This is a genomic window from Micromonospora sp. NPDC051296, assembly GCF_040682255.1.
Classification (GTDB): domain Bacteria; phylum Actinomycetota; class Actinomycetes; order Mycobacteriales; family Micromonosporaceae; genus Micromonospora; species Micromonospora craterilacus.
The window spans coordinates 1-25,718 of sequence record NZ_JBFBAO010000025.1 but is presented as its reverse complement, the minus strand read 5'-3'; the positions used below and the strand labels follow the sequence as shown (position 1 = coordinate 25,718).

The 25,718-nt window shown below is 70.9% G+C and carries 22 protein-coding genes, 1 tRNA gene and 1 pseudogene; 15 read left to right on the top strand and 9 right to left on the bottom strand.

What is annotated here, in order from left to right; genetic code table 11:
- Positions 1 to 52: 52 nt before the first annotated feature.
- Entirely contained in the window at positions 53 to 340 is a 288-nt protein-coding gene (locus tag AB0M52_RS04940) for a hypothetical protein (RefSeq protein ID WP_363948979.1), read from the bottom strand.
- Positions 341 to 908: 568 nt separating this feature from the next.
- Between AB0M52_RS04940 and AB0M52_RS04935 the strand changes: the two genes are divergently transcribed.
- From AB0M52_RS04935 to AB0M52_RS04925, 3 genes are all read left to right on the top strand, one after another.
- Complete coding sequence (locus AB0M52_RS04935; protein ID WP_363948977.1) at positions 909 to 1,790, top strand: helix-turn-helix transcriptional regulator; 882 nt, start codon at positions 909 to 911, stop codon at positions 1,788 to 1,790.
- Positions 1,760 to 1,981, top strand: coding sequence for a DUF397 domain-containing protein (locus AB0M52_RS04930; protein WP_363949002.1), 222 nt, complete (start codon positions 1,760 to 1,762; stop codon positions 1,979 to 1,981). Before AB0M52_RS04935 ends, AB0M52_RS04930 begins: the two co-directional genes overlap by 31 nt.
- Before the next feature lie 210 nt (positions 1,982 to 2,191).
- Positions 2,192 to 2,596 carry a hypothetical protein gene (locus AB0M52_RS04925; RefSeq protein ID WP_363948975.1) on the top strand — a complete coding sequence of 135 codons (405 nt, stop codon included), beginning with the start codon at positions 2,192 to 2,194 and terminating at the stop codon, positions 2,594 to 2,596.
- On the opposite strand, the gene AB0M52_RS04920 is transcribed toward AB0M52_RS04925, so the two are convergent.
- Positions 2,564 to 3,160, bottom strand: a complete 597-nt coding sequence (locus tag AB0M52_RS04920; protein WP_363948973.1) for a hypothetical protein — start codon at positions 3,158 to 3,160, stop codon at positions 2,564 to 2,566. The two genes, AB0M52_RS04925 and AB0M52_RS04920, sit on opposite strands and share 33 nt — an antisense overlap.
- Positions 3,161 to 3,380: 220 nt before the next feature.
- Here AB0M52_RS04920 and AB0M52_RS04915 point away from each other — a divergent pair, with 220 nt between their 5' ends.
- Positions 3,381 to 5,252 carry a S8 family serine peptidase gene (locus AB0M52_RS04915; RefSeq protein ID WP_363948971.1) on the top strand — a complete coding sequence of 624 codons (1,872 nt, stop codon included), beginning with the start codon at positions 3,381 to 3,383 and terminating at the stop codon, positions 5,250 to 5,252.
- A 104-nt stretch (positions 5,253 to 5,356) separates the two neighbouring features.
- Here the strand turns inward: AB0M52_RS04915 and AB0M52_RS04910 are convergent, their stop codons facing one another.
- The 3 genes from AB0M52_RS04910 to AB0M52_RS04900 all read right to left on the bottom strand — a co-directional run bounded on the left by AB0M52_RS04910 (position 5,357) and on the right by AB0M52_RS04900 (position 7,417).
- Positions 5,357 to 6,154 carry a WecB/TagA/CpsF family glycosyltransferase gene (locus tag AB0M52_RS04910; protein WP_363948969.1) on the bottom strand — a complete coding sequence of 266 codons (798 nt, stop codon included), beginning with the start codon at positions 6,152 to 6,154 and terminating at the stop codon, positions 5,357 to 5,359.
- On the bottom strand, positions 6,151 to 7,266 hold the full coding sequence (locus tag AB0M52_RS04905; RefSeq protein WP_363948966.1) for an NAD-dependent epimerase/dehydratase family protein: 1,116 nt from the start codon (positions 7,264 to 7,266) through the stop codon (positions 6,151 to 6,153). The genes AB0M52_RS04910 and AB0M52_RS04905 overlap by 4 nt, the downstream gene beginning before the upstream one ends.
- 65 nt (positions 7,267 to 7,331) lie before the next feature.
- Positions 7,332 to 7,417: transfer RNA gene (locus AB0M52_RS04900), tRNA-Leu, on the bottom strand.
- Positions 7,418 to 7,643: 226 nt separating this feature from the next.
- Between AB0M52_RS04900 and AB0M52_RS04895 the strand changes: the two genes are divergently transcribed.
- From AB0M52_RS04895 to AB0M52_RS04860, 8 genes are all read left to right on the top strand, one after another.
- Positions 7,644 to 8,432, top strand: coding sequence for a DUF3662 and FHA domain-containing protein (locus AB0M52_RS04895; protein ID WP_363948964.1), 789 nt, complete (start codon positions 7,644 to 7,646; stop codon positions 8,430 to 8,432).
- A 6-nt stretch (positions 8,433 to 8,438) separates the two neighbouring features.
- Positions 8,439 to 8,927: an FHA domain-containing protein gene (locus AB0M52_RS04890; RefSeq protein ID WP_111214067.1), complete on the top strand. Its 489-nt coding sequence runs from the start codon at positions 8,439 to 8,441 to the stop codon at positions 8,925 to 8,927.
- Entirely contained in the window at positions 8,924 to 10,399 is a 1,476-nt protein-coding gene (locus AB0M52_RS04885) for a PP2C family serine/threonine-protein phosphatase (RefSeq protein ID WP_363948961.1), read from the top strand. Before AB0M52_RS04890 ends, AB0M52_RS04885 begins: the two co-directional genes overlap by 4 nt.
- A gap of 137 nt (positions 10,400 to 10,536) precedes the next feature.
- Positions 10,537 to 11,916, top strand: a complete 1,380-nt coding sequence (locus AB0M52_RS04880; protein ID WP_363948999.1) for an FtsW/RodA/SpoVE family cell cycle protein — start codon at positions 10,537 to 10,539, stop codon at positions 11,914 to 11,916.
- Entirely contained in the window at positions 11,913 to 13,418 is a 1,506-nt protein-coding gene (locus AB0M52_RS04875; RefSeq protein ID WP_363948958.1) for a penicillin-binding protein 2, read from the top strand. The genes AB0M52_RS04880 and AB0M52_RS04875 overlap by 4 nt, the downstream gene beginning before the upstream one ends.
- A gap of 1 nt (position 13,419) precedes the next feature.
- Complete coding sequence (locus AB0M52_RS04870; protein WP_363948955.1) at positions 13,420 to 14,823, top strand: serine/threonine-protein kinase; 1,404 nt, start codon at positions 13,420 to 13,422, stop codon at positions 14,821 to 14,823.
- Entirely contained in the window at positions 14,820 to 16,649 is a 1,830-nt protein-coding gene (pknB, locus tag AB0M52_RS04865; protein WP_363948952.1) for a Stk1 family PASTA domain-containing Ser/Thr kinase, read from the top strand. The genes AB0M52_RS04870 and pknB overlap by 4 nt, the downstream gene beginning before the upstream one ends.
- 145 nt (positions 16,650 to 16,794) lie before the next feature.
- A complete protein-coding gene (locus AB0M52_RS04860) occupies positions 16,795 to 17,493 on the top strand; it encodes an ElyC/SanA/YdcF family protein (RefSeq protein WP_363948950.1) in 699 nt (232 codons plus the stop codon).
- Positions 17,494 to 17,570: 77 nt separating this feature from the next.
- On the opposite strand, the gene AB0M52_RS04855 is transcribed toward AB0M52_RS04860, so the two are convergent.
- The 4 genes from AB0M52_RS04855 to AB0M52_RS04840 form a co-directional block, all read right to left on the bottom strand.
- Complete coding sequence (locus AB0M52_RS04855; protein WP_363948948.1) at positions 17,571 to 18,221, bottom strand: aminodeoxychorismate/anthranilate synthase component II; 651 nt, start codon at positions 18,219 to 18,221, stop codon at positions 17,571 to 17,573.
- A gap of 5 nt (positions 18,222 to 18,226) precedes the next feature.
- Positions 18,227 to 18,535, bottom strand: coding sequence for a hypothetical protein (locus AB0M52_RS04850; RefSeq protein WP_363948946.1), 309 nt, complete (start codon positions 18,533 to 18,535; stop codon positions 18,227 to 18,229).
- Positions 18,535 to 20,076, bottom strand: a complete 1,542-nt coding sequence (locus tag AB0M52_RS04845; RefSeq protein WP_363948997.1) for a class E sortase — start codon at positions 20,074 to 20,076, stop codon at positions 18,535 to 18,537. Before AB0M52_RS04845 ends, AB0M52_RS04850 begins: the two co-directional genes overlap by 1 nt.
- Positions 20,077 to 21,035: 959 nt before the next feature.
- On the bottom strand, positions 21,036 to 21,836 hold the full coding sequence (locus AB0M52_RS04840; protein WP_363948943.1) for a DUF881 domain-containing protein: 801 nt from the start codon (positions 21,834 to 21,836) through the stop codon (positions 21,036 to 21,038).
- Positions 21,837 to 22,057: 221 nt separating this feature from the next.
- Between AB0M52_RS04840 and AB0M52_RS04835 the strand changes: the two genes are divergently transcribed.
- From AB0M52_RS04835 to AB0M52_RS04825, 3 genes and pseudogenes are all read left to right on the top strand, one after another.
- A complete protein-coding gene (locus tag AB0M52_RS04835; protein ID WP_363948940.1) occupies positions 22,058 to 22,321 on the top strand; it encodes a cell division protein CrgA in 264 nt (87 codons plus the stop codon).
- Between the two features lie 281 nt (positions 22,322 to 22,602).
- Positions 22,603 to 24,819 (top strand): (Fe-S)-binding protein, encoded by a 2,217-nt coding sequence (locus AB0M52_RS04830; protein ID WP_363948938.1) that lies wholly within the window; start codon positions 22,603 to 22,605, stop codon positions 24,817 to 24,819.
- Between the two features lie 266 nt (positions 24,820 to 25,085).
- Positions 25,086 to 25,718 (top strand): annotated as a pseudogene (locus AB0M52_RS04825) (hypothetical protein); the annotation flags it as partial.

Here is a 25,718-nt window from a genome sequence, read left to right as displayed (position 1 = left end):
GGCATACCGATTCTATTGCGGCGGCATGCCCCCCGGCGGTGGTTCGTAATGCTCAGCCGACTCGAACCGCGGTCCGGGCGGTTGGCCGACGGGCCGAGCGTACGGTGTGCGGGCGCGGCTGCGGAGCGGCCTGTGCCTGCCGCAGCCCTTCTCGTTGGACAAAGATCGAGCGCCGGTTGACCGCGTCCCCCGCCGCGTTCAACTCGTAGCCTTCGAGCCAGAGCCAGCCGTCGTAGGTGGGCCGGTCGAGCACCCGGATCACCCGGAACAGGATGGGTCTGAGGAACTGGACACTCGCCGCGCGTGTCACGTGCAGTACGTCACCGGAGCGGGGAAGCACATGGGCTCCTGGAATGGGTTGGCCGGCGGGGAAGGCCGGCGAGGCTGAACGGGGGGGATGTTCGGCTCCGGCGACGAGGTCGTGTCTCGTGGGCCGGTTGGTGGAGCTGGCATGGTCGGCGCCGGATCCGCTGGTGGCGAACTGTCGCTCGACCTGGGTCGGCTCAGGGGGTGTCGCTGGAGCCACCGCCGTCGGGCGTGGGCGACCGGTCCCCGCGTCCGGGGGCCGGGCCGGCGACTGACGGCCGGGCCCGCTCACCGTCCTCACCTCCACCATGTTGATCACGTGGGGAGATGGCGTGGAGACGGTGCGTGACCCGTGTCATACGGACAGGGTGCATCAGGGGCGTGCTTCATGCAAGTTGCACGTCGAGTTTTGCCGATACGTGAGCGGCTCGCGTGAAACAACGCTTGAACGTGCCAGTACCCGGACGGCACACTGAGACCGGTTTCGCCCGCCGCGGCCGGCCGACGACCGGCTCCACCCCATGCCGCGAACGCCCGCCCCGATGGTCGCGCCCGAGGCGGGTGGCGCGACAGCGGCGCGTCGAGGCGGAGAGGTGACACCGGTGAGTGAGCGGCGCAGCCCGACCATCCGGCGGCGCCGGCTCGGCGCGGAACTGCGCCGCCAGCGCGAGACGGCCGGGATCACCATCGAGGCAGTCGCGGAGCAGCTGGAGTGCTCGGCGTCCAAGATCTCGCGGATCGAGACCGGCCACACCACCGCGACCCCCCGGGACGTGCGAGACATGCTCCGGATCTACGGGGTGGTGGGTGCCGAGAGCGACGAGCTGGTGCAGATCGCCCGCGAGGCGCGGCAGAAGGGCTGGTGGCACCCGTACAGCACGGTGCTGGTCGGGGCCTATGTGGGGCTGGAGGCGGCCGCCAGTTCGATCCGGGCGTACGAGCAGCAGGTGGTGCCGGGGCTCCTGGAAACCGAGGAGTACGCCAGCGCGATGATCCGCGCTGCCCGGCCCGATTTCAGCCCTGACCAGGTACGACAACGAGTGCGTGTCCGACTCGGCCGTCAGTCGTTGTTGACCCAGGATGATCCGGTCGATCTGTGGGTGGTGCTCGATGAGGCGGTGGTAAGCCGTCCGGTGGGCGGGGACACGGTCATGCGTGACCAGCTCAAACGGTTGGTGGAGGTGGCTCAACTGCCGAACGTGACGTTGCAGGTCCTGCCGTTCGAGGTAGGGGCGCACGCCGGCATGGACGGCACCTTCACGATCCTCAGCTTCCCCGAGCCCGGTGATCCGGATGTCGTGTACGCAGAGAACGCCACGGGTGGGCTCTTCCTGGAGAAGAGCGACGAACTACAGAAGTACAGCTTCATCTTCGATCACATTCGAGCAGCGGCCAGGCGTCCGGAGGAGTCCGTCGAGTACATCGCGAGACTGGCAGAGGAGCCGTTGTGGAATTGGCGACGCAGGGATTCCCCGTGGACTTGACGCAGGCGACATGGTTCAAGAGCTCGAAGAGCGGGCCGAACTGTGACAACTGCGTGGAGGTGGCGTACGTGACCGGGGCGGTCGGGGTTCGGGACTCAAAGGACAAGGCCGGTCCGGCTCTCGTCTTCGCCCCGGATGATTGGCACGCCTTCGTCGTCAGCACCAGGGACGGCGGGTTCGGTCGCGGCTGACTCCCGGAATAGTGGTGACGGGTCTCCGTCCGGCCTGGCCGGACGGAGACCCGTGTTGTACACCGCGAACCGGGCGGGTGGCCGCGCCCCGGCCCGCATGATCCGCCGGCTCCCGTCGCCACATCGTGCCCGTCTCGTTGTACCTCTCGGTACGCGCTGGTCGACATCCCCCCGGGCAGGGCGGGTAACCGAGCGAGGCAGGCGAGACGGATGACGAGTATCGGGCCAGAGAACCTCACCAACGGGCCGGGAAAGCCGGAGCGGTTCGGCGGCAAGTACCGCGGGGCCCGGCGAGACACCGTGTTGACCGAGGTGGTGTCGGCGGACACCGAGCCGGCCGGGCGGGACAGCGTGGCAGCGACCGATCCGGCCGGGCCTCCGCTCACCCTGCCGTCGCTGGATCCGAACCCGCTCACCGAGCCGTCGTTTCCGGCGTCCGGCTGGTCGATGGAGGAGAGCGGTTCGCTCGTGGACCATCCGTTGCTGCGCGGTCTGATGATGGAGTTGCCGCCGAGGGGCAGCGTGCCGCCACCCGGCTGGCTGGACCGCTGGTTCGAGGCGACGCGGGCGATCCTGGAACTGCTATACGTGCAGGGCTCCGGCCGGGCGCGCTGAGGCCGCCGCCCGCTCCGGCATGGCCCGCTCGGCGAGCCGGTTGTGGCGCAGAGCATGGCGTACGCCGATGACCCCCACGCCAAGTGCCCCGACGGTGATCGCCGGACCGGTCGTCCCGGGCCCGAGGAACTGGCCGGCACCGCTGGCCAGGATCAGGGGCGGCAGCAGGGCCAGCCCGGTCACCTGCAACGGCAACCCGATCAGCGGGTGGGCGGCTGCGGCGCGCAACCCGTGCGGGGCCGGGGTCCGGGGTGCGACGGCCAGCGTGCCCGCCCCGGCCCGGAGCCGGCGCACCCGGCGTACGGTGCAGATCGCCACCACCAGCGCCGGGACGGCGGTGAGCGCTAGACCGCTTGCGGCCCGGTCCGCCAGGGGCATCCCGGCGACAGCGGAGATCGGCACGGCCACCGTCAGGCCGAGGGCGGTCAGGGTCAGCGTGAGCAACCAGCCGCTGCGCCGGCGCAGCCCGCGGGCGTGGGTCAGCCGGGGCAGCCCGTCCGCGAGGTAGCCGGCGACCCACCAGACGGTGGCCACCGGAAGCAGGAGGGCGAGGTGGCTCTGCATGCCCATCAGCCTTGCCCGATATCCGGCCCGGCGAATCCGGGCTCACCCCCCGTTCGTCCCGTAACCGACCCCCGTAGGGGAGCCATCCCGCCATGTTATGGGGGATCCGGCATGTTCATCAGTCTCCGGGCGTCGAACTACCCTCACTTCGATCGGCATTCATCGATCAACCTGCCATGAGCAGGTAGACGAGCGGTGCTGGTCGGAGGGAGGTAGGAAGATGGCTCTTCCACACAGGTCCGTACTCGTCGGGCTGGCCGCGCTGGCCATGGTGGCGACGGCTACGCCGGCCATGGCCGCCGAGCCGGTCGGCACGATCCGAAGTGCCGGCGGCGCCACCGCCGTCGACGGCAGCTACATCGTCGTGTTCAAGGACAGCAAGGTCAGCCGGGCCGCCGTCGGGTCCTCCGTGGACCGGCTGCTAAGCCGGCACGGCGGCGCGACCGCCCGGACGTACCGCACGGCCGTGCGCGGCGCCGAGCTTCGGGTCAGCGCCAAAGCCGCAGCCCGGATCGCCGCGGACCCCGCGGTGGCGTACGTCGAGCAGAACCACACCGTGTCGATCGCGGGCACCCAGACGAACCCCCCGTCGTGGGGCCTGGACCGGATCGACCAGCGGAACCTGCCGCTGGACAACTCCTACACGTATCCCAACACGGCCACGAACGTGACCTCGTACGTCATCGACACCGGCATCCGGACCACCCATTCGGACTTCGGCGGCCGGGCGACCTGGGGCACGAACACGGTCGACTCCAACAACACCGACTGCAACGGCCACGGCACCCACGTCGCCGGCACGGTCGGCGGCTCCGCGTACGGGGTGGCCAAGGGCACCCGGCTGGTGGCCGTGAAGGTGCTCAACTGCCAGGGCAGTGGCACCAACGCCGGGGTGATCGCCGGTATCGACTGGGTCACCGCGAACGCGGTCAAGCCCGCCGTCGCCAACATGAGCCTCGGTGGCGGGGCGAGCACGGCCACCGACAACGCTGTGATCAACTCGATCAACTCCGGCGTCACGTACGCGGTCGCCGCCGGCAACGGCGACGCCTTCGGTAACCGGCAGAACGCCTGCAACTACTCCCCGGCCCGGGCCGGACCGGCGATCACCGTCGGCGCGACCCAGAACAACGACGCCGCCGCGAGCTTCTCCAACTTCGGCACCTGCGTGGACATCCTGGCGCCGGGGGTGAGCATCACGTCGGCCTGGCACACCAACGACACCGCGACGAACTCGATCAGCGGCACCTCGATGGCGTCGCCGCACGTCGCCGGGGCCGCCGCGCTGGTGCTCTCGGCCAACCCGTCGTGGACCCCCCAACAGGTCCGGGACTACCTGGTCAACAACGCCACCCCGAACGTGATCACGAACGTGGGTACCGGCACCCCGAACCGGCTGCTGTACGTGGTCAACGGCAGCACCCCGCCGCCGACCAACGACTTCTCGGTCTCGGTCTCGCCGACCTCCGGCTCCACCGCGCCCGGCGGCTCGGTGACCGCGACGGTGGCCACCGCCACCACCAACGGCTCCGCCCAGTCGGTCAGCCTCTCGGCCAGTGGCCTGCCGTCCGGGGCTACCGCCTCGTTCAGCCCGGCCACGGTCACCTCGGGCGGTTCGTCGACGCTGACCATCAGCACCTCGGCCAGCACCCCGGCCGGTACGTACCCGGTGACCGTGACCGGCACCGCGGCCTCCGGCAGCAAGACCGCGACGTACTCGCTGACGGTGACCGGCACCGGCGGCGGCTGCTCCGGGACCAACGGCACCGACGTATCGATCCCGGACGCCGGCGCGGCGGTGACCAGCTCGATCACCATCGCCGGCTGCAACCGGAACGCCTCGTCGGCCTCGACCGTCGCGGTGAACATCGTGCACACCTACCGCGGCGACCTGGTCATCGACCTGCTCGCCCCGGACGGCACGTCCTACCGGCTGAAGAACAGCAGCATCTTCGACAGCGCGGACAACGTCGTCGCCACCTACACGGTGAACCTGTCGAGCAAGGCGGCGAACGGCACCTGGCGCTTGCAGGTGCGCGACGTCTACGGCGGTGACACCGGCTACATCAACACCTGGACGCTGACCCTCTGACCTGCAAGAGCACCGGGCCCCGGCGAAAGCCGGGGCCCGGTTGCGTCGAGGGCGGTGTCGAGGGTGGTGTCAAGGGCGGTGGTGTCGAGGGCGGCCGTGCGGGATCAGACCGCGAACCCGGTGGGCCGTTCGGTGGCCGGGGCCGGCGGCCGGGCCTTCCACAGCCCGGTCCTCTGCGCGAACAACCGGCCAAGGTACGCCGGGTTGAGGATCACGTAGCGCCGCCACAGCCGCTTCGGCTCCAGGCCGAGGCGCCAGAACCACTCCAGCCCGGCGCGCTGCATCCAGGGCGGCGGCTGGCGCAGCAGCCCGGCGTGGTAGTCGAAGGCGGCACCGACCGCCATCAGTGGCATGTCGAGCAGCGGACGCATCGCGTACGTGAAGACCTCCTGGCGGGGGCAGCCCAGCCCGACCAGGACGAGCCGGGCACCGCTGGCCTTGATCCGGTCGGCGATCTCGACGTCCTCGCCGGGTCGCACGGCGCGGAACTTCGACTGCTCCACCCCGGCGATCTTCAGCGCCGGGAACTTCCGCTCCAGCTCCGGGATCAGCCGGGCCAGGGTCTCGTCGGTCGAGCCGTACAGGTAGACCGGCAGACCCTCGTCGGCGAACCGGGAGAGCACGTGCAGGGTCAGCAACGGCCCGTAGACCCGGTCGGTGAGACCGGCACCGTGCAGCAGGTTCAGCGCCCAGCGCACCGGCTGACCGTCCGGGGTCACCACGTCGAAGGAGTTGAGCCGGGCGTTGTGCGCCGGGTCGAGCACCCCGGTCATCACACCGTGCACGGCCAGCGCGGTCAGTGCCAGCGGGCGGCGCTCCTGCGCGGCGGCCACCACCTGCTCGGTCGCCTCCGCGTAGTCGGTGGCGTCGACCAGGACGCCGAGGATGTTCCGCTTTCTCATGCTCCGGGCACCCACTTGTCCACGTTGGCGTGGTAGATCTCACGCATGATCATCGGTACGTCGTAGACCTGCTTCCAGTCCGGATAGTCGGCCTGGAACGCCTCGTTGGAGCCGATCCACCACTTGTGGTCGCCGATCCGGTTGGCCTCGACGTACTCGGAGACCATCTCCTGGCCGGTGATCCGTTCGGCTTCGGCGAACGCCTCGCGCATCGAGGTGTTGGAGTGCCGGCCGCCGCCGAGGTTGTAGACGGCGGCGGAGCGCGGGTTGCGGAAGAACGCCTCGAACGCGGAGACCACGTCCGAGCTGTGGATGGCGTCGCGGACCTGCTTGCCCTGGTAGCCGTAGATCCGGTACATCCGGCGTTCCATGTTGGCCCGCATCAGGTAGCCGAGGAAGCCGTGCAACTCGGTCGCCGAGTGCGCCGGACCGGTCAGCGTCCCGCCCCGGAAGCAGGCCGTCTTCATGCCGAAGTACCGGCCGTACTCCTGCACCATCACGTCCGCGGCGACCTTGGAGGCACCGAAGATCGAGTGCAGGCAGGCGTCGATCGACATGTCCTCGCGGATGCCCTGCTCGTACGGATGGCCCGGCTCGATCTCCCAGCGGGTCTCCAGCTCGACCAGGGGCAGGCTGTTCGGCCGGTCGCCGTAGACCTTGTTGGTCGAGCAGTGGATGATCGGCGCGTCGATGCAGTGTTCCCGGACGTTCTGCAGGACGTTCAGCGTGCCGGCGGCGTTCACGTCGAAATCGGTGAACGGATCGCGAACCGCCCAGTCGTGCGAGGGCTGCGCGGCTGTGTGGATCACCACGGCCACGTCCCGGCCGTACCGCTGGAACAGCGCGCCGAGCGCGCCCCGGTCCCGGATGTCGATGCTGTGGTGCGAGTACGCGTCACCCAGCTCGTCGGTCAGCCGGCGGACGTTCCAGGCGGTGGACGCCTCCTCGCCGAAGAACTCCTGCCGCATGTCGTTGTCGATGCCGACGACGTCGAGACCGAGGCCGGCGAAATGCCGGACCGCCTCGGAGCCGATCAGCCCGCCCGACCCGGTCACGAATGCGACACTCACATGCCACTCCTGGTGCGTCGGAGGCAGAAACCATCGGAGCATAGCGTGACGTCCGGCACGCCCCGATACGGAGCGAGGGCCCCGCGTCGCCGCGGAGCCCTCGTCTGTGGTGGGGAAGGGGGGAGTTGAACCCCCACGCCCTTTCGGGCACACGGACCTGAACCGTGCGCGTCTGCCATTCCGCCACTTCCCCGTGGCTTGACCTCGGACAGCGTAGTCCGTGCCGGTCCCGCTGTCGCCAGCGGGCCTCGGCCATCTTACGCGGCCCTGGTCCTCACCGCGAATGGCATTCGCTGCGTGCAGCGGTTACCGTTCGTGGCGGACGAAAGAGTAGCACGACGATTCGGAGCCGTCCGAACAGGCCGTGGCCGGCCGGCCGAGCGGCGTGTGAGCTGCGTGCGCTCTGGACGGATACCATCATGTCCTCGGGACCCGAGGAGGAGCCGGTGAGCGTGCTGCAACGCTTCGAGAAGCGTCTGGAAGGCCTGGTCGAAGGGGCCTTCGCCAAGGTCTTCAAAGGGGTAGTGCACCCCGTGGAGATCCTCAACGCCATGCAGCGGGAGGCCGAGGCGCACAAGGCCATCCTGGCCGGTGGGCGCACGTTGGTGCCCAACCGCTACGTGATCGATCTCTCGCCGTACGACCACAGTCGGCTGGCGCCGTACGCCGCCGCGCTGGCCCAGGAACTGGCCCAGTCGCAGGCGGAGTTCATCGGCGAGCAGGCCTGGACGGTCTACGGCGACGTGATCGTCGAGATCGAGCGCGGTGAAGGCCTGGACACGGGCATGTTCCGGGTCACCGCAGAGGTGTACACCGGTGGCGAGGTCGCCCCGGTGTCGGCGCCCGGCTACGACGCCGGCCAGCCCGGGTACCCCTCGTACGACCAGGGCGGCGGCTACGGCCCGCCGGCCGGTCACGGTGGCGGGCGCAACATCCGACTGGTCTCCGGTGACGGCCGCACCTACCCGCTTCAGATGGGTTCGACCGTGATCGGTCGCGGCGACCAGGCCAACCTGCGCCTTCCGGACGTTGGCATCTCCCGGCGACACGCCCGGCTGGACTTCGACGGCGGCCAGGTCGTGCTGACCGACCTCGGCTCGACCAACGGCACCATGGTCAACGGCCAGCGGGTCTCGGCCGTGGCGCTGAACCCCGGTGACATGATCCAGCTCGGTACCACCACCCTGACCTTCCGCGTGGACGGCTGATCGACCTTGCCGGAACTCGTCATCACCGTCGCACGTTTCGGATTCCTCGTGCTGCTGTGGATCTTCGTGTTCACGGTGGTTGGCGTCATCCGCCGGGACCTCTTCGCGGGGGCCCGCTCGGGCCGGCTGGTGGCCGCGCCCCGATCAGTGGGCGCGTCGACCGGTCAGGCGACGGCGAGACCGGCGAAGGTGAAGCGGGGCCGGGCGGCGCACCAGTTGGTGGTGACCGCGGGTCAACTGGCCGGCACCAGGATCACGTTGGGTGAGGCGCAGATAACCATCGGTCGCGCTGAGGACTCCACCCTCGTCATCACCGACGACTACGCGTCCGCGCGACACGCCCGGCTCGTGCCGCGTGACGGGCAATGGTTCGTAGAGGACCTCGGTTCGACTAACGGGACGTACCTGGATCGCGCTAAGGTCACCGGACCAACCCCCGTACCCCTCGGCGTGCCGATCCGGATCGGCCGCACCTCTCTCGAATTACGGCCATGACTCTGACCCTGCGCTATGCGGCCCACAGCGACCGCGGTCTGATCCGAGACGGTAATCAGGATTCCGTCTACGCCGGACCGCGGCTACTCGCCGTCGCCGACGGCATGGGCGGCATGGCCGCCGGTGACGTCGCCAGCAACATTGTCATCGGTGCCATGGCGCCGTTGGACGAGGACGTCCCCGGTGACGCCCTGGTCGACGCGCTCCGCTCCGCCGTGGGCACCGCCAACCAACAGCTCCGCGAGACCGTGGACGCCAACCCGCAGCTGGAGGGGATGGGCACCACGCTGACCGCGACCCTCTTCTCCGGCAGCAAGCTGGGCATGGTCCACATCGGCGACTCGCGGGCCTACCTCCTGCGCGACGGTGAGTTCGCGCAGATCACCAAGGACGACACCTACGTCCAGATGCTCGTGGACGAGGGCCGGATCAGCCCGGAGGAGGCGAGCAGCCACCCCCAGCGCTCGCTGCTTACCCGCGCCCTGGACGGCCGCGACATCGACCCCGAGTACTCGGTCCGTCAGGTGCTGCCGGGCGACCGCTACCTGATCTGTTCGGACGGTCTCTCCGGCGTGGTCAGTGCGGAGACCATCGCCGAGACCATGCGCGAGTACGCCGACCCGCAGCAGTGCGTCGAGCGGCTGGTCCAGCTCGCCCTGCGCGGCGGTGGTCCGGACAACATCACCGTGATCATCGCCGACGCCACCGACCGCGACATCGTCGAGGCGGCCCCGATCGTCGGCGGCGCGGCGGCGCGTGACCGGGGCATGGCGACCTCGGCCGACGTCTCCACCCCGGCCGCCCGGGCCTCGGCGCTCAACGCCCCCCGGCCCGCCGCACCGGAGGAGCCCGCCGCAAACGACGACGAGCCGGAGGCTCGGCGCCGCCCGCTGCGCGCCGTCGCCATGGCGACCGCCCTGATGGTGCTCGTCGGCGGTGGTGTCTTCGCCGGGTGGAGTTACACCCAGCAGCAGTACTACGTCGGCGCGACCACGGACGGCCAGGTGGCCGTGTTCCGTGGCATCCAGGGCCAGATCGCCGGCATGGATCTCTCCAGCGTGCACTCGACCAGCACCGCCCAGCTGGACGACCTCACCCTCGCCGCGCAGGAGCAGGTCAAGCAGGGCATTCCGGCCAAGAGCGAGCCGGACGCGGAACGCCGGCTGGCGGAACTGACGATGGACAGCCCGACCAACGTCAACCTCAAGCCGGTCTGCCCGCCCTCCCCGGCCGCCTCGCCCTCTGCGGCGTCGAGCGCCCCGGCCGGTTCGCCGTCTCCGGCACCGAGTGCCCAGGCCGGTTCGCCGTCCCCGGCGCCGAGCGCCCCGGGCGGTTCGGCGTCCCCCGTGGGTAGTGGCTCGCCGTCGCCCGACGGTGGGTCCGTTGCCCCGCCGGCCAGCACTCCCGACGCCCCGCCCGCCGACACCTTCTCGCCCACGGTCGACCCGGCGGCCTGCCGGTCGCCCGAGTAGGCGTCGGCACCGAACCGAGGACGATCGTGACCGCAGCGGCCACCCCGGCATCCTCGCCCGCGAACGCGGGCGAGCGACCCGGCGCACGCCTGGCCCGGTCCCGGCGCAACGCCGAGCTGTCGCTGCTGGTGCTGGCGATGGTCCTGGTCGCCGCGTACGGGGCGATGGTCGAGGCGAACGTGCTCGACACGGTCACCCCCACCTTCTGGGTGCCGGCCGCCGCGCTCTCCGCGGTCTTCCTCGGCATGCACCTGGTGATCAGGTTCCTTGCGCCGTTCGCCGATCCGGCCCTGCTGCCGGCGGTGGCCCTGCTCAACGGGCTCGGCGTCGGCTTCCTGCACCGGCTCGACCTGGCCAAGGCGACGCCCGCCGAGCGGGCCGAACTGGCCACCTTCGCCGGCATCGGCGGCCGGCAGTTGGCCTGGACGCTGGTGTCGGTGATCCTCGCGGCCGGACTGCTCGCCCTGATGCGCGACCACCGGTCGGTCTCCCGCTACTCGTACACCCTGGGCCTGGCCGGCATCGTGCTGGTGATGCTGCCGGCGGTGCTGCCGGCCAGCATCTCCGAGATCAACGGCGCGAAGCTGTGGGTACGCGTCGGCGGCTTCTCCATCCAGCCCGGCGAGTTCGCCAAGCTGGCCCTGCTGGTCTTCTTCGCCTACTACCTGGTCCGCAAGCGCGAGGTGCTGTCGCTGGCCAGCCACCGGTTCCTCGGCATCGACTTCCCGCGCGGGCGTGACCTCGGCCCGGTGCTCGTGGTCTGGGCGATCAGCCTGCTGGTCCTCGTCTTCGAGAAGGACCTGGGCACCTCGCTGCTCTACTTCGGCATGTTCGTGGTGACGCTGTACATCGCCACCGAGCGGGTCAGTTGGCTGCTCATCGGTCTGGTTCTCTTCTTCGGCGGCGCCTACCTGGCGTACGTGCTGGGCGAGGCGATCGGCGGCCCGTTCGCGAACTTCTACCTGCGGGCGGAGATCTGGCTCGACCCGTTCGGCGACCCGTACGACAAGGGCTACCAGCTGGTGCAGGGGCTGCTCGCGCTGGGCACCGGCGGGTTGTTCGGCGCCGGCCCGGGTGGTGGCCAGCCGCTGCTGCTGCCCGAGGTGCAGAACGACTTCATCTTCGCCGGCATCGGCGAGGAGATCGGCCTGTTCGGCCTCTCCGCGCTGCTGGTGATCTACCTGCTGATCGTGGAACGGGGGTTGCGCGCCGCCCTGGCGGTGCGGGACTCGTTCGGCAAGCTGCTCGCCGGTGGCCTGGCCTTCACCCTTGCGCTGCAGGTCTTCGTGATCGTCGGCGGAATCAGCGGGCTCATCCCGCTGACCGGCCAGACCACCCCGTTCCTCTCCGCCGGTGGCTCCTCGCTGATGGCGAACTGGCTGCTCATCGCGGTGCTGCTGCGGGTGTCCGACGCCGGGCGCCGCCCGGTGACCGGCGTCGGCGGCAAGGTGGCCCGTCCGGCCGGTGGCCCGCCCGAGCAGCTGCACGGGGCCCCGACGGAGGTGATCAGGCCGTGAACGCACCCCTCCGCCGGGTCGGTGTCGTCGTCATCGTCCTGTTCGGCCTGCTCTTCGCAAATCTGAACTGGATCCAGGCGTACAAGGCCGACGAGTACCGCACCAGCGAATACAACGGCCGGGTCCAGGTCGCCAAGTACGAACGCAAGCGCGGCAACATCGAGGCCGGCGGCACTGCCGTCGCGGTCAGCAAGGAGACCACCGGCGAGCTGAAGTACCTGCGCACCTACCCGGGCGGCGCCAAGTACGCCCATGTGCTCGGGTACGAGCCGGTCAACGGCTCCGCGATCGGCCTCGAGCGGTCCGAGAACGACTTCCTCGCCGGCACCAGCGACCAGCTCATCGTCAACCGGTTGCGGGACATGGTCACCGGCGACCGCACCGCCGGCGGCAACGTGCTGCTCACCCTCTCCGGGCGGGCCCAGGACGTCGCGTACGACCAGCTGCGCAACAACAACCGCGGGGCGACCAAGGGCGCGGCCATCGCCATCGACCCGCGCACCGGAGCGGTGCAGGCGCTGGTCTCCATGCCCAGCTTCGACCCGGACCCGCTGGCCAGCCACAACAGCAACGAGGCCACCGCGGCCTACAACAAGTTGGAGCAGGACGCGGCGCGTCCGCTGCGGAACCGGGCGCTCGCCGAGGTGCTGCCCCCGGGCTCCGCATTCAAGATCGTGGTGGCCGCCGCGGCGCTGGAGAACGGGATCGGCAAGGACACCAACATCCCGGCCGGCCCGACCTACACCCCACCCACCTCCGGCGAGTCGATCACCAACGCCGTGCCGTCGATCTGCCCGCAGTCCCAGGTCACCCTGATGAAGGCGGTCACCGACTCCTGCAACACCGGCTTCGCCAAGCTCGGCGTGCAACTCGGCCCCGAGGTGATCAAGGAGAAGGCCCGGCAGTTCGGGTTCGAGCAGGACGACCTCACCGTCGGCCGGCTCGGCGAGGGCGGCCTGTCGGTGGCGGCCAGCCGCACCGGCAGCATGGAGAACCCGGACGGCGGCGCCGACCCGGCGGCGCTCGCCCAGTCCTCCATCGGGCAGCGCGACGTCCGGATGACCCCGCTGGAAGGGGCCATGATCGCCGCGTCGGTCGCCAACAACGGCAGCCAGATGCGGCCGTACCTGGTGCGCCAGCTGCTGGCACCGGACCGCACCACCGTCTACGACACCGCGAAGCCGCGCGAGCTGCGCCGCCCGATCAGCAGCCAGGTCGCCGCCGACCTGCGGGACATGATGGTCAGCGTGGTCGAGAACGGCACCGGCCGGAACGCGCGGATCAACGGCTACACCGTCGGCGGCAAGACCGGCACCGCCCAGTCCGCGCCCGACCGGCCCGACCACGGCTGGTTCATCGGCTTCGCGCTCGACTCCGACGGCAACCCGGTCTCCGCCGTCTGCGTCGTCCTGGAGGAGGCCGGCAGCGGCGGCAGCGCCGAGGCCGCCCGGATCGCCGGGCAGATCATGCGGGCCGCCATCGCCGATCCCGGGGGGCGCTGACATGCTCAGTCCGGGGGTGCAGCTCGGCAACCGTTACCGTCTCGACGAGCGGATCGCCAGCGGCGGCATGGGCGACGTCTGGCGCGGCACCGACCAAGTGCTCGGCCGTACGGTTGCGGTCAAGAGCCTGCTGCCGGCGTTGCTGGACGAGCCGGGTTTCGCCGAGCGGTTCCGGGGCGAGGCCCGCACCATGGCGACCATCAACCACCCGGGCGTGGTCGACGTCTACGACTTCGGCAACGACCAGCACATCGCCTTCCTGGTGATGGAGTACGTCGAGGGCGATCCGCTGTCGGCCACGCTCAGCCGGGTCGGCCGGCTCACCCCGGCCCGGACGATGGCGCTGGTCGCGCAGGCCGCCGACGCACTGCACGCCGCCCACGTCAAGGGCATCGTGCACCGGGACGTAAAGCCCGGCAACCTGCTGGTCCGCCCCAACGGCACGCTGGTGCTGACCGATTTCGGCATCGCCCGCTCCGAACTCGTCGGGCAGCTCACCGCGGCTGGCTCGGTACTCGGCACCGCGTCGTACATCTCGCCGGAGCAGGCCACCGGCCAGGTCGCCACCCCTGCCTCCGACGTCTACGCCCTGGGCGTGGTCGCGTACCAGTGTCTCGCCGGGCGCCGGCCGTTCGAGGGTGACAACCCCCTCGACATCGCCATGCGGCACGTCCAGGAGACCCCCAGGGCGCTGCCGTCCGACATCCCGCCCCAGGTTCGCGCGCTGGTGGAGCGGGCGATGGCCAAGAACCCGAAGGACCGCTGGCCGACGGCCGCGGTGCTCGCCGGGGCGGCCCGCCAGCTGAAGACGGCGCTGTCCCAGCAGGCCCGGGCCGGTGGTCCGGCCGCTCCGATCTCTGCCGCGCCGGCGTCGCCGGCTCCGGGTCGAGCCCAGGTGCCGGCACCGCAGCCGCCGCGTCCCCCGGCGGCATCACACTCCCCGATCGCAGGCCACGCCCCGGCCGCACCGCACGCTCCGGCGGCGGGGCACCGGCCGGGCACGATGCCGTCGCCGGCCCGCCCGCCGGTGGCGCAACCGCCGCGCCCCACGACGGTCGCGCCGGCGGTGACCGGCTATCCGCGCGGTGCGGCCACGGTCCCGTCGGCGTACGCCCCGCAGCCTGGTTCATCACGGCCGGTGCCGCGCCGATCGCGCTCCGGGATGGTGTTCCTGATCATCGTGCTGGGCGCACTGGTTCTTCTCTGCTCCGGCGTGGTTTCCTACCAACTGCGGAGCAAGCTCAACAACGGCATGCCCGGCGGGACGCCCGGGCGAGTGGTGATGTCCGACGCGCTGCGGCTCGACGGACGAGACGATCCGGCCGGTACGGCGTACCGTCGACTGGATCAGCCCCGACCGGGCAGCGACGAGACGACGACGAGCGAAGGACGACAGACGCGATGACAGCGCAGGCCCGCCTGCTCGGTGGCAGGTACCAGGTCGGCGAGCTGCTCGGGTATGGCGGCATGGCCGAGGTCCACCGCGGTCGCGACCTGCGACTCGGCCGGGACGTCGCGATCAAGATGCTCCGGGCGGATCTCGCCCGGGATGCCACCTTCCAGATGCGCTTCCGGCGGGAGGCGCAGAACGCCGCCTCGCTCAACCACCCGGCCATCGTCGCCGTTTACGACACCGGGGAGGAACAGGCACCCACCGGCGAAACCCTCCCGTTCATCGTGATGGAGTTCGTCAACGGGCGCACCCTCAAGGAGGTGCTCGGCGCCGAGGGCCGGTTGCAGCCCCGGCGGGCGCTGGAGATCTGCGCGGACATGTGCGCTGCGCTGGAGTTCAGCCACCGGCACGGCATCATCCACCGCGACATCAAGCCCGGCAACGTGATGCTCACCCAGACCGGCCAGGTCAAGGTGATGGACTTCGGCATTGCCCGGGCGCTGGCCAGCGGTGCCACCACGATGACGCAGACCAGCGCGGTCATCGGCACCGCACAGTATCTCTCCCCGGAGCAGGCCCGTGGCGAGGCCGTCGACGCCCGCTCCGACGTGTACGCCGCCGGCTGTGTGCTGTTCGAACTGCTCTGCGGGCACCCGCCGTTCGTCGGCGACAGCCCGGTCAGCGTCGCGTACCAGCACGTCCGGGAGGCCCCGCCGACGCCGAGCGACCTCAACCCGGACGTCAACCCGGCGGTCGACGCGATCGTGCTCAAGGCGCTGTCGAAGAACCCGCTCAACCGCTACCAGAGCGCCGGCGAGATGCGCGCCGACCTGCTCCGGGCGGCAGCCGGCCGGCCGGTGATGGCGACCCCGGTGATGCGCGAGGACGAGACCGTGGCGATGGCCCCGGCCAGCGGCCCCGGGTACCCGTCGGCCGGGGCGACGCAGACCCGGCAGATCCCGGCCCGGGTGGGTGACCCGCGCCAGCGCCGGGCCTCCTCCTGGCTGATCGCGATGTTCGCCGCGCTCGGCGTGCTGGCGGTGATCGCCCTCGTCGCCGCGCTGCTGCTCAACCAGCGGGATCCCGAGGAGAGCCCGGTGCCGACGGTGACCGGGATGAGCCAGCAGGACGCTTTCGCCCGAATTCAGGAGGCCGGTTTACAGCCGGCGCTCGGCGATCCGGAGTTCACCTCGGACTGCAAGAAGAACACCGTGACCAGCCAGGCCCCGGCCCCCGCGGAGCGGGTGGCGCCGAACAGCACGGTGACCGTGCGCGTCTGCGGCGGCAAGCCCGAGGTGACGGTACCTACCGGTCTGGTCGGAAGCACCCGCGCGAGTGCCGAGGCCCAACTGAAGGAACGCAAGCTCGACTTCGAGATCAAGCAGCAGGACAGCTCTGAACCCGAGGGACAGGTGATTGAGGTTTCCCCGGAAGGTGGCACCAAGGTGCCGGAGGGAAGCAAGGTCATTCTCACCGTATCCAAGGGCAACGTAACGCGGGTGCCGGACGTGGAGGGCCTCACCGAGGACGCGGCGAAGCGGCGGTTGAAGGAGGCCGGCTTCGATGCCCGGGTAAACCTCGGCCGGGAGGTGCCGGCCGACGAGGCCGGCAAGGTGATCGACCAGAACCCGAACGCCGGTGCCCAGCGCACCAAGGGCACCACGGTGGAGATCGTCATTTCGGTGGCGGCCGTGGAGGACCCAGACCCGCCGACCCAGACCCCGCCGACCGGCACCCCGACCACCCCGCCGCCGGACGGGGACGGTGGTGGCAGCGGCGGTGGCGGCCAGGTCACCCCGACCCCGACCTTCCCCCCGTTCCGCCTCCCCAACGACTGACGCACCACCCCGCCCACCACCCGACCCCGCACCAACCACGCCGACGGCACCACCCTCGGCGTGGTTGATCATGAAGTTGGCAGGTGGGGAAGCGCTTGCCGGACCCGCTAACTTCATGATCAAACGGTTCGATGGGGAGAGCGGCGTGGGTAGGAGGGTGACCGGTTCGGCGGGTCGGGTGGGCCGGTGGCGGCGACGCCTGGCCTGGGTGGCCGTACTGGGCCTGGCGGCGCTGTTGCTCGCCAGTGTGCCGTGGCTGTGGACGACGGTTTCCGCACGCGGCCACCTGTACGACGAGGCCGAAGCGCCGGCCGTGGACGTCGTGATCGTCCTGGGCACCGCGGTGACGGAGGACGGACGTCAACCGGGAGTCCGGCTGGCCGGCCGCCTGGAGACCGCCGCCGAGCTGGTGCACAGCGGGCGTGCCCGGGCGGTACTCGTCTCGGGTGACGGGGGTGGAGCCTCCGGTGACGAACCGGCGGTGATGACCTCCTACCTGACCGAGCAGCTCGGCGTCGACCCGCGTCGCGTCGTGGCCGACCCGTATGGGCTGGACACCTACGACAGCTGCGTCCGGGCGCGCGACGTGTACGGGGTCGAGCGGGCCTTGATCGTCACCCAGTCCTACCACCTGTCCCGGGCGGTGACGCTGTGCCGGCACCTTGGCCTCGACGTCGACGGGGTGACCGCCCGCTGTTCCGGTTGCGGGCCCACCCTGCTGGTGCAGAAGGCGGTCCGTGACTATTTCGCCAGTGGCAAGGCGGCCTGGGACGCGGTCCGCGACAGGCCGCCCGCAGTCCGCTCGCCGCTGGACCCCGGCGTTCAGGACGCGCTGAAGGACTGACCGTCCGGCTCATGTGGTGGTGGGTCGGGTGACCACCATCGGATCGGGTGGTCTCCGGCAGCCGGCCGGCGTGGCCGTCAGGTGGTGGCGAAGGCGGCGCGGCGGCGGGCGTCTACCTCGGCGGCCAGCGCGGGGGCGCGCTCCAGCGCCTCGCGGTGACCGCAACCGGCCAGCCAGTTGGCCAGCATCAGGTGGCCGCCCTCGGTCAGCACCGACTCCGGGTGGAACTGGACGCCCTCTATGGGCAGTGTCCGGTGCCGCATTGCCATCACCACGCCGGAGCCCGTCCAGCCGGTGACCTCCAGCTCCTCTGGCAGCGTCTCGGGCAGCACCGCGAGGGAGTGGTAGCGGGTCGCGGTGAACGGATCGGGCAGGCCCGCGAGCACGCCGACCGAATCGTGGCGTACCTCGGAGGTCTTGCCGTGCAGCAGCTCCGGCGCTCGGGCGACAGTGGCCCCGAACGCCTCGCCGATCGCCTGGTGCCCCAGGCAGACGCCGAAGATCGGGATCTCGCCCGCGTACCGGCGGATGACGTCGAGGCAGATGCCCGCCCGGTCGGGGCTGCCCGGGCCGGGCGAGAGCAGGACACCGCCCGCGCCGACCCGGCCCACCTCGGCCACGTCGATCTCGTCGTTGCGTCGTACCTCGCAGTCCACCCCGAGTTGGCCGAGGTACTGCACCAGGTTGAAGACGAACGAGTCGTAGTTGTCGATCACCAGGACGCGCATCGGCCTTATCCGTCCTCGCCGGGCGGGGCGGTGTTGTTCCGGTCGGTGTCGTACGGCAGGTCGTGCTCGTCGCCGGGCGGGGCGTCGTCGGCCGGGCCGTCGCCAGGCCCCACGTCGCCGCCGCCGGGCGCTCCGGGCACCTCGGAGTCCTGCTGGGTGACCTGCACGTCCTCGCCGGTGAAGGGCAGCAGCGGACCCGCCCACGGGAACACCACGTACCAGAGCAGCGCCACCGCCGTGGTGGCGAGCAGCAGGCTGCCGGCGAGCTTGCCGGGGAGCCCGAAGGGAAGCTTGCGCCAGATCCAGGCGTACATCAGGTCCCCAGCTCCGCCGGGCGACCCTCGGACTTCGGCTGGGTACGCGTCAACTCGGCGTGGATGATCAACCGCTGATAGTTGTCGAACTTCGGGTTGCAGGTGGTCAGGGTCAGCATCCGTTTGGTCGCCTTCGCTCCCGGTCGGCCGGGCACCGGAGCGACCACCTCGACCTGGGTCGGCTTCACGATCAGGCTGTCGGTGACCTGGTACACGTACCACTCGTTGCGACCCTCGACGAGGATCGGGTCGCCCTTGCGTAGCTCGTCGAGCCGCCAGAAGGTGGCCCGGTTGCGGTGCCCGGCCACGGAGAAGTTGCCGACCTCGCCCGGCATGGCGCTGTCCGGGTAGTGGCCCGGGGCGTACCGGATGTCCTTCTGGGTGACTCCCTCGACCACGACCCATTCCTTGTCGAGCTTCGGGATGTAGAGGCCCGCGATCGGCTTGCCGTGCACCGGCGGCTTCGGCTTGGTCGAGGGGCTCGCTGATGGTGCCACCGTCGGATCGCCCTCGGGCCCCCATACCTCGGCCAACTGCTGGCTCAGCTCGCCCTGGTGGGCGTCGACGATCGCCGATTTGCCCCAGATTTCGTAGCCGGCGAAGAGCAGCACCACCAGGCCGAAGGTGATCAACAGTTCGCCGCCGACTCGCAGGCCGGTGCGTAGCCGGGACCAGAACGTCGGGCGGGTCAGCTCCGAGTAGACGCTCTGGTAGCCGTCGCCCGTCTGCTGCGGACGGAGCTGCACCACCCGCTCGCCCCGCCGCGGCTTGGGCGGCTCGGCGGGTTGGTCGGCGCCGTCTGACGGCTCCTCGACCTTCGGCGGCCGGGGCACGGCTCCCATCAGGGCGGTCGAGTCCATCGCGGGCGGGCTGCCCGGCCGGACACCGGCGACCGCCGGGATGAGGGCGGTGGCCGCCGGGTCCGCCTGCCGGTTCGGAGCCGCCGAAGATGGCGACTGGTTTTGGGGTGCCCCAGGCTGCTGGTTCGGGTCTGCTGCCGGGGCGGCCGTCGGGTCGACCAGGTGGTTGTCCACGCCCGGGTTGTGGGGCGGGCTGGCCGGCCGGCTGGGGTTCGACGGGGGCGCGCCAGCGGCGCCGCTGATCTTCGGCATCAGCGCGGTCGGCCCCTCGACCGACCAGCCGCCCTGCGGCTGCTGCCCGCCGAAGACCCCTTGTGGCTGAGCCGGTTGCGACCGCGGTCCCTGCGCCTGCTGCGGCTGCCCGTGCGGCGTCTGTGCCTGGGGTGCTTGCGCGTACGGCGTCTGGCCCTGCGGCGCCGGCCCGTGCTGCGCCTGCGGGTAGGACGCCGGCCCGTGCGGTGTCTGCCCGGCCTGTGGCCCCTGCGTGTGAGGTCCGTGTCCGTGCGGCGGGTGCGTGCTCTGGGACGCCTGCCCAGGGTGAAGGCCGTGGCTGGCGTACGGCGGCTGCCCGTAGCCCTGCCCGGTTTGCGGCGTCGCGCCATACGCCGCCGACGCCGGCTGAGTCGAGTGACCGGCCGGCGGCGGCGTGTTCGGCCACACCAGCCCGGCACCCGGCTGCATCGCTCCGCCGCCTGGCTGCGTAGGCCCGGCACCGGGCTGCACCGGCTCCGCGCCCGGTCGGCGCGGTTGGGCGGCAGACGGTGCCGGTTGGGCGGCAGACGGTGTCGGTTGGGCGGCAGACGGTGTCGGCTGGGGCCCGGACCATCGCGGCGGTGTGCCGGACCCGATGGCGTCCCCCGGTGCTCCCGCATTGCTGAACGCTGGGGTGCCCGACTGGCCCGGAGTGCCGGGCCCGGCGGCGCCGGCCTGGCCGGAGTCTGGATCGACGGACCGGGTGTTGCTCGGCTGGCCCTGGCCGGCGGCGGGTCGGCTCGCCTCGAAGGCACCGCGCCAGGGCGTCGGCTCCACCGGGATGTCCGGTTGGCCGGACGGCAGCGGTACGCCGCTCCACTGTTCGGTGCCGTCCGTGCCCTGCCACCTCCCGGCGGCGCCGCCGGGTCCCTGGTCGGGTGCCGTGCCCCACTGGCCGGCGGCCGTGCGACCCGGGCCCGGTCCGGCGTCCCACCGGCCGGGTGCCCCACCGTGCTCCTGGCCGGGCGCAGCGTCCCAGCGGCCGGAGGCCGCGGTGTGCTCCTGGCCGGGCCCGGCGTCCCAGTGGGCAGGTGTCGCCGGGCTCGCGGTGCGCCCCCGGTCGGTGCTGGCGTTCCAGCCACCCGGGGTGCCTGGTCCGGCCGCGGATCGGCTCAACTGATCCGGCGGGGCGTCCCAGCCGGCAGGGCTCGGCGGCGGGGCAGCGTCGGCGGGCCGGCCGGCCTCCCCGGGCACGTCGAAACGACCGGAGTTCGGCGGCCGCGGCGGCTCTGGCATCTGGACGCCGGCCTGGTCGGCGGGACGCGGCGGCACCGGGTCGGGCCAGCCGCCCGGCCGCGAGTGGCTCGGCGATTCGGCCCGGTCGACCTTGGGTAGGAAGGCGGTGGGCTCTTCGGTCTGGTCGCGGTGCCGGCCGTCGGAGTGGTTGGTCACTGCGGCACCTTCGCCGAGCGAAGGGTGGTGGAGTCCTCGAACGCCGGAACGGTGACCGTGGAGACGGCTTCGGAGTAGCCGAGTTGGTAGTTGTCGACGGCGTTCTTGAACAACCGGACTCCCTCGGAAGCGGCGAGGGCCTGCTGAAGTGCCGCGGGGTCGCCAATTGCTACGATCTTGAACGGTGGGGAGTACACCCGCCCGTGCAGCAGCAGGGTGTTACCCACGCAGCGTACCGCGCTGGTCGCTAGGACGCGGACATTCATGATTGACATCGCCTCGGCACCGCCGGCCCACAGCGCGTTCACCACCGCCTGGACGTCGCCCTGATGGACGACCAGGTCATCGTTGGTGGCACCTTCGGGCAGATTGTGGAGCTGCGGCGCGTCGTTGAGCTCGACCGTCAAGCCGACGCCGCTGAGGGCGGTGAAGCCGGCGGCGGTGCGGCTGGCGGCGGCGCGTTCCTGCTGTTCCCTGATCGGGCCGTCCGAGTCGGCGAGATCAGCCGTACGGCTCTCGACCTCCCGGCGCAGCGTCGCGGCCCGTTCCTCGTTCGCCGCCACCTGGGCGCGGCGGTCCTCGATGAGCTCGGTGAGCTGGGGCCGTCGGTCCTCGCGCAGGGCGGTTCCGCCGGCAGTGGTGGCCGTGGTGGTGAACAGCAGACCGGCCGCGGCGGCGATCAACGGTACGCCGATCGACCAGCCCGGCCGGCGCTGGCGCGGCCGGCGGGGCAGCAACCCGGCGAGCAGCCGTCGCAGCACCTTCTGCCACGACGCCGCGCCGGACGTGTACTCCACGAACCGTTCCCCCTGTCCTCCTGCTCCGGCGCCCGCACGGTGCGGTCGGAGCGACCGCCGTCCAGCCATCTTTCCGGGGCTGCCGGGCACCGGTCTGGCCCCATTCGTGGATTGGACGGGCCGTCCGGACTACGCTAGCTGTCGAACATTATTGGCCATGGACCGTCGCCCTCGCGCCCGGTTGTAGGCCGGACGAGGTCGTAACCCCTCTGGAGAGCGTCGTGCCCAAGTCTCAGGTCCGCAAGAAGAAGGTGTACACCCCGCCGACGGACGTCCGCCCGACGGCGACGGCGGCGACGCGCAAGCCCAGCCCCATGTGGCTGCCGGCCACGGCGGTATCGCTCATCGTCTTCGGCATCGGCTGGCTGGTGGTTTACTACCTCTCCGAGCAGGAGTACCCGGTTATGGAGCTGGGGTACTGGAACCTGGCGGTGGGCTTCGGCGCGATGGTCGGCTCCCTGATCCTGCTCTCCCGCTGGCGCTGACCCGCAGGTCACCTGCCCCGCAGCACCGGCAGCCAGCCGAGCCCGGCCGATACCCGGCCGGGCTCGCCTCCTAAGGTGTGCGCAGGGCGGCGTGGCCCGGGTGCGAGAAGTCTCACGTTACTGCTGGGTAACCTTGCGCGTAGGCTGCACCGCATGGCCGAGTGATGCAGGTCATCGACCGGTCCGGTTGAGGTGCGGCAGTGGTGAACTGACCGATCGCGCCCTAACCCGGCACCGGTCGCCGAGCCGCTCGACACGCAGCAGACCGGGAGGCCTACTCGATGGGCAGCGTCCAGATCGTCACCACGATCCTCGCGGCCGCCATCACCGCCGTGGCGGTGTGGCTTGCGGTGCGCGCGGTCATGAAGATGGTGGCCGTGATCCGGCTGGGTCAGCCCGACCCGTCCCGGTTCGGCGACCAGGTCAGCCGTACGAAGACCATGCTCGCGGAGACCGCCGGGCACACCCGGATGCTCCGCTGGAGCGTGGTGGGCGCGGCGCACTGGTTCGTGATGGTCGGCTTTATCGTGCTGTCGCTGCTGGTGCTCGAGGCGTACTTCGAGGTGGTGTCGCCGACCGGCGGGCTGCCGCTGATCGGCGGCTGGGGGCTTTACGGTCTGGTCACCGAGTGGATCGGCATCCTGGGCATCGTCGGCATCGTGGTGCTGATCGCGATCCGGCTTACCAACCGGCCGAACCGGGCCGGCCGCCGGTCGCGGTTCACCGGCTCGACGATGTGGCAGGGCTACTTCGTCGAGGCGGTCGTCCTCGCCGTCCTGATCATGGGCTTCCTGATTCGTGGCTTCAAGGTGGCCACCGATCACTTCGAGTACCCCACCTGGGCCGCCCCGCTCAGCCACGCGGTCGGTTCGGCGCTGCCGAACTGGGAGTCTGGCGTCAGTGTCGCCGCCCTGATCAAGATCGCGATCTCGATGACCTGGCTCATCGTGATCTCGCTGAACGTGACCATGGGCGTCGCCTGGCACCGCTTCCTCGCCTTCCCCAACATCTACTTCAAGCGCAAGCCGGGCGCGGCCGGCTCGGGCCTCGGCCCGCTGCGGCCGATGATGAGCGACGGCAAGCCGCTGGACTTCGAGGAGGCCGACCCCGAGAAGGACCAGTTCGGCGTCGCCCACGTCGAGCAGTTCACCTGGAAGGGCCTGCTGGACTTCAGCACCTGCACCGAGTGCGGCCGGTGCCAATCGCAGTGCCCGGCCTGGAACACCGGCAAGCCGTTGTCGCCGAAGCTGCTGGTGCTCAGCCTGCGTGACCACGCATACGCCAAGGCGCCCTACCTGCTGGCCGGCGGCGGCAAGGACCTGACCGGCGAGGAGAAGGCCACCGCCGCCCAGCTCGCCCACGTCGACGTGCTGGCGCTCGCCGAGGCCGAGAAGCCGCTGATCGGCGACGCCGAGGCGGGCGGCGTGATCGACCCGGACGTGCTCTGGTCGTGCACCACCTGCGGCGCCTGCGTGGAGCAGTGCCCGGTGGACATCGAGCACGTCGACCACATCGTCGACATGCGCCGCTACCAGGTGCTCATCGAGTCGAGCTTCCCGTCCGAGGCCGGCGTGATGCTGCGCAACCTGGAGAACAAGGGCAACCCGTGGGGCGCGCCGCAGAACACCCGCGAGGACTGGACCAAGGGCCTCGACTTCGAGGTTCCCCGGGTCGGCGAGGTCGAGGACTTCGAGTACCTGTTCTGGGTGGGCTGCGCCGGTGCTTTCGAGGACCGGGCCAAGAAGACCACCCGGGCGGTGGCCACGCTGCTCAACGAGGCGGGCGTCTCGTTCGCCATCCTCGGCGAGGGTGAGACCTGCTCGGGCGACCCGGCGCGTCGGATCGGCAATGAGTTCGTCTTCCAGATGCTCGCCCAGCAGAACGTCGAGACCCTCAACGAGGCGTTCGAGGGCCGGGAGAAGGCCAAGCGCAAGATCGTCGCCACCTGCCCGCACTGCTTCAACACCCTGGGCAACGAGTACGGCCAGCTCGGCGGCGAGTTCGAAGTGGTGCACCACACCCAGTTGCTGGCACACCTGGTCGCCACCGGCAAGCTCACCCCGGTGCAGCCGGTCGACGGCGGCGTGACGTACCACGACCCGTGCTACCTCGGCCGGCATAACCGGGTCTTCGCCCCGCCGCGTGAGGTGCTGGGTAGCGCCATCAACGGCGGCACCGGTGGCGCGGACGGTGGCCTGATCGAGATGCCGCGCAACAGCGAGCGCTCCTTCTGCTGCGGCGCCGGCGGCGCCCGGATGTGGATGGAGGAGCGGATCGGCAAGCGGATCAACGTGGACCGGGTCGAGGAGGCCATGTCCACCGGGGCGAAGACGGTCGCCGTCGGCTGCCCGTTCTGCTCGACGATGCTCAACGACGGGGTGAACGGCAAGGGCGCGGGCGAGCAGGTCGAGGTGGTCGACGTGGCCAGCGTCCTGCTCCGTTCGGTCAAGCCCGAGCCGGCCCGGGGCGCCGAGGAGGGCGAGCCGGTCGCCCGCTGACCGGCGAGCGTACGCAGGGTGTGGCGGCACCGTCACCGGTGTCGCCGCACCCGTTTACGTATTGGCGCAGGTGACTATAACGGATTGGCCGACACGCTTTGTGTGTGATCGGTCGCGCAAAGGTGAATAAGCCGATGGTCGCCTTGATTCCGCACCGTGCCTTCCCTAATGTTGGGCACCGGCCGCCGTGGGTCGTCTGTCTCGCCCCCTGCCGCTCGCGAGACGCCCGGTGGTCGGTTGCAAAGGAGTCGGTACCGGTGGCAACCATGCCCCTCCATCGTCGCGTGCCCGGACGCCCCAGCCGTCCGGGTGGCCTGCGCAGGGCCGCCCGCCGCCTGGTCGTCCTGGTTGCCGCCGCCGCGGTCGGCGCCGGCCTGCTCGCTGCCCCCGCGTACGCCGAGCCCTCGGTCGACGAGATCGAGGCGCAGATCGACAAGCAGTGGCGACAGCTGGAGCCCACCATCGAGCAGTACAACAAGGTGCGGGCTCAGCTGAAGGTCAACCGCCAGAAGTCAGCCAGCCTGGAGAAGAAGATCCAGCCGCTGGCGCTGGAGGCCGAGCTGGCGATGAACCGGGTGGGGGACATGGCCTCCCGGTACTACATCAGCGGCCCGTCCCAGGAGCTCGGGGCGGTCCTGCTCAACGCGAAGCCGGACACGCTCGGCGAGCAGATGGCGTTCCTCAACCGGCTGGCGGCCCAGGAGCGCCGGCAGCTCGAGGGCGTCCTGAAGGTCCGCAAGAAGTACGACGACCAGAAGGCCAAGCTCGACGCCCTGATCGCTTCCCAGGAGAAGCAGGAGAAGGAGCTGGCGTCGCCCCCGCAAGGCCGTGCTGGGCTCGCTGGGCCTGGTCGGGACCGTCGGCCTGTTCGGTGGGCTCGTGCTGGTCCTGATCTCCTC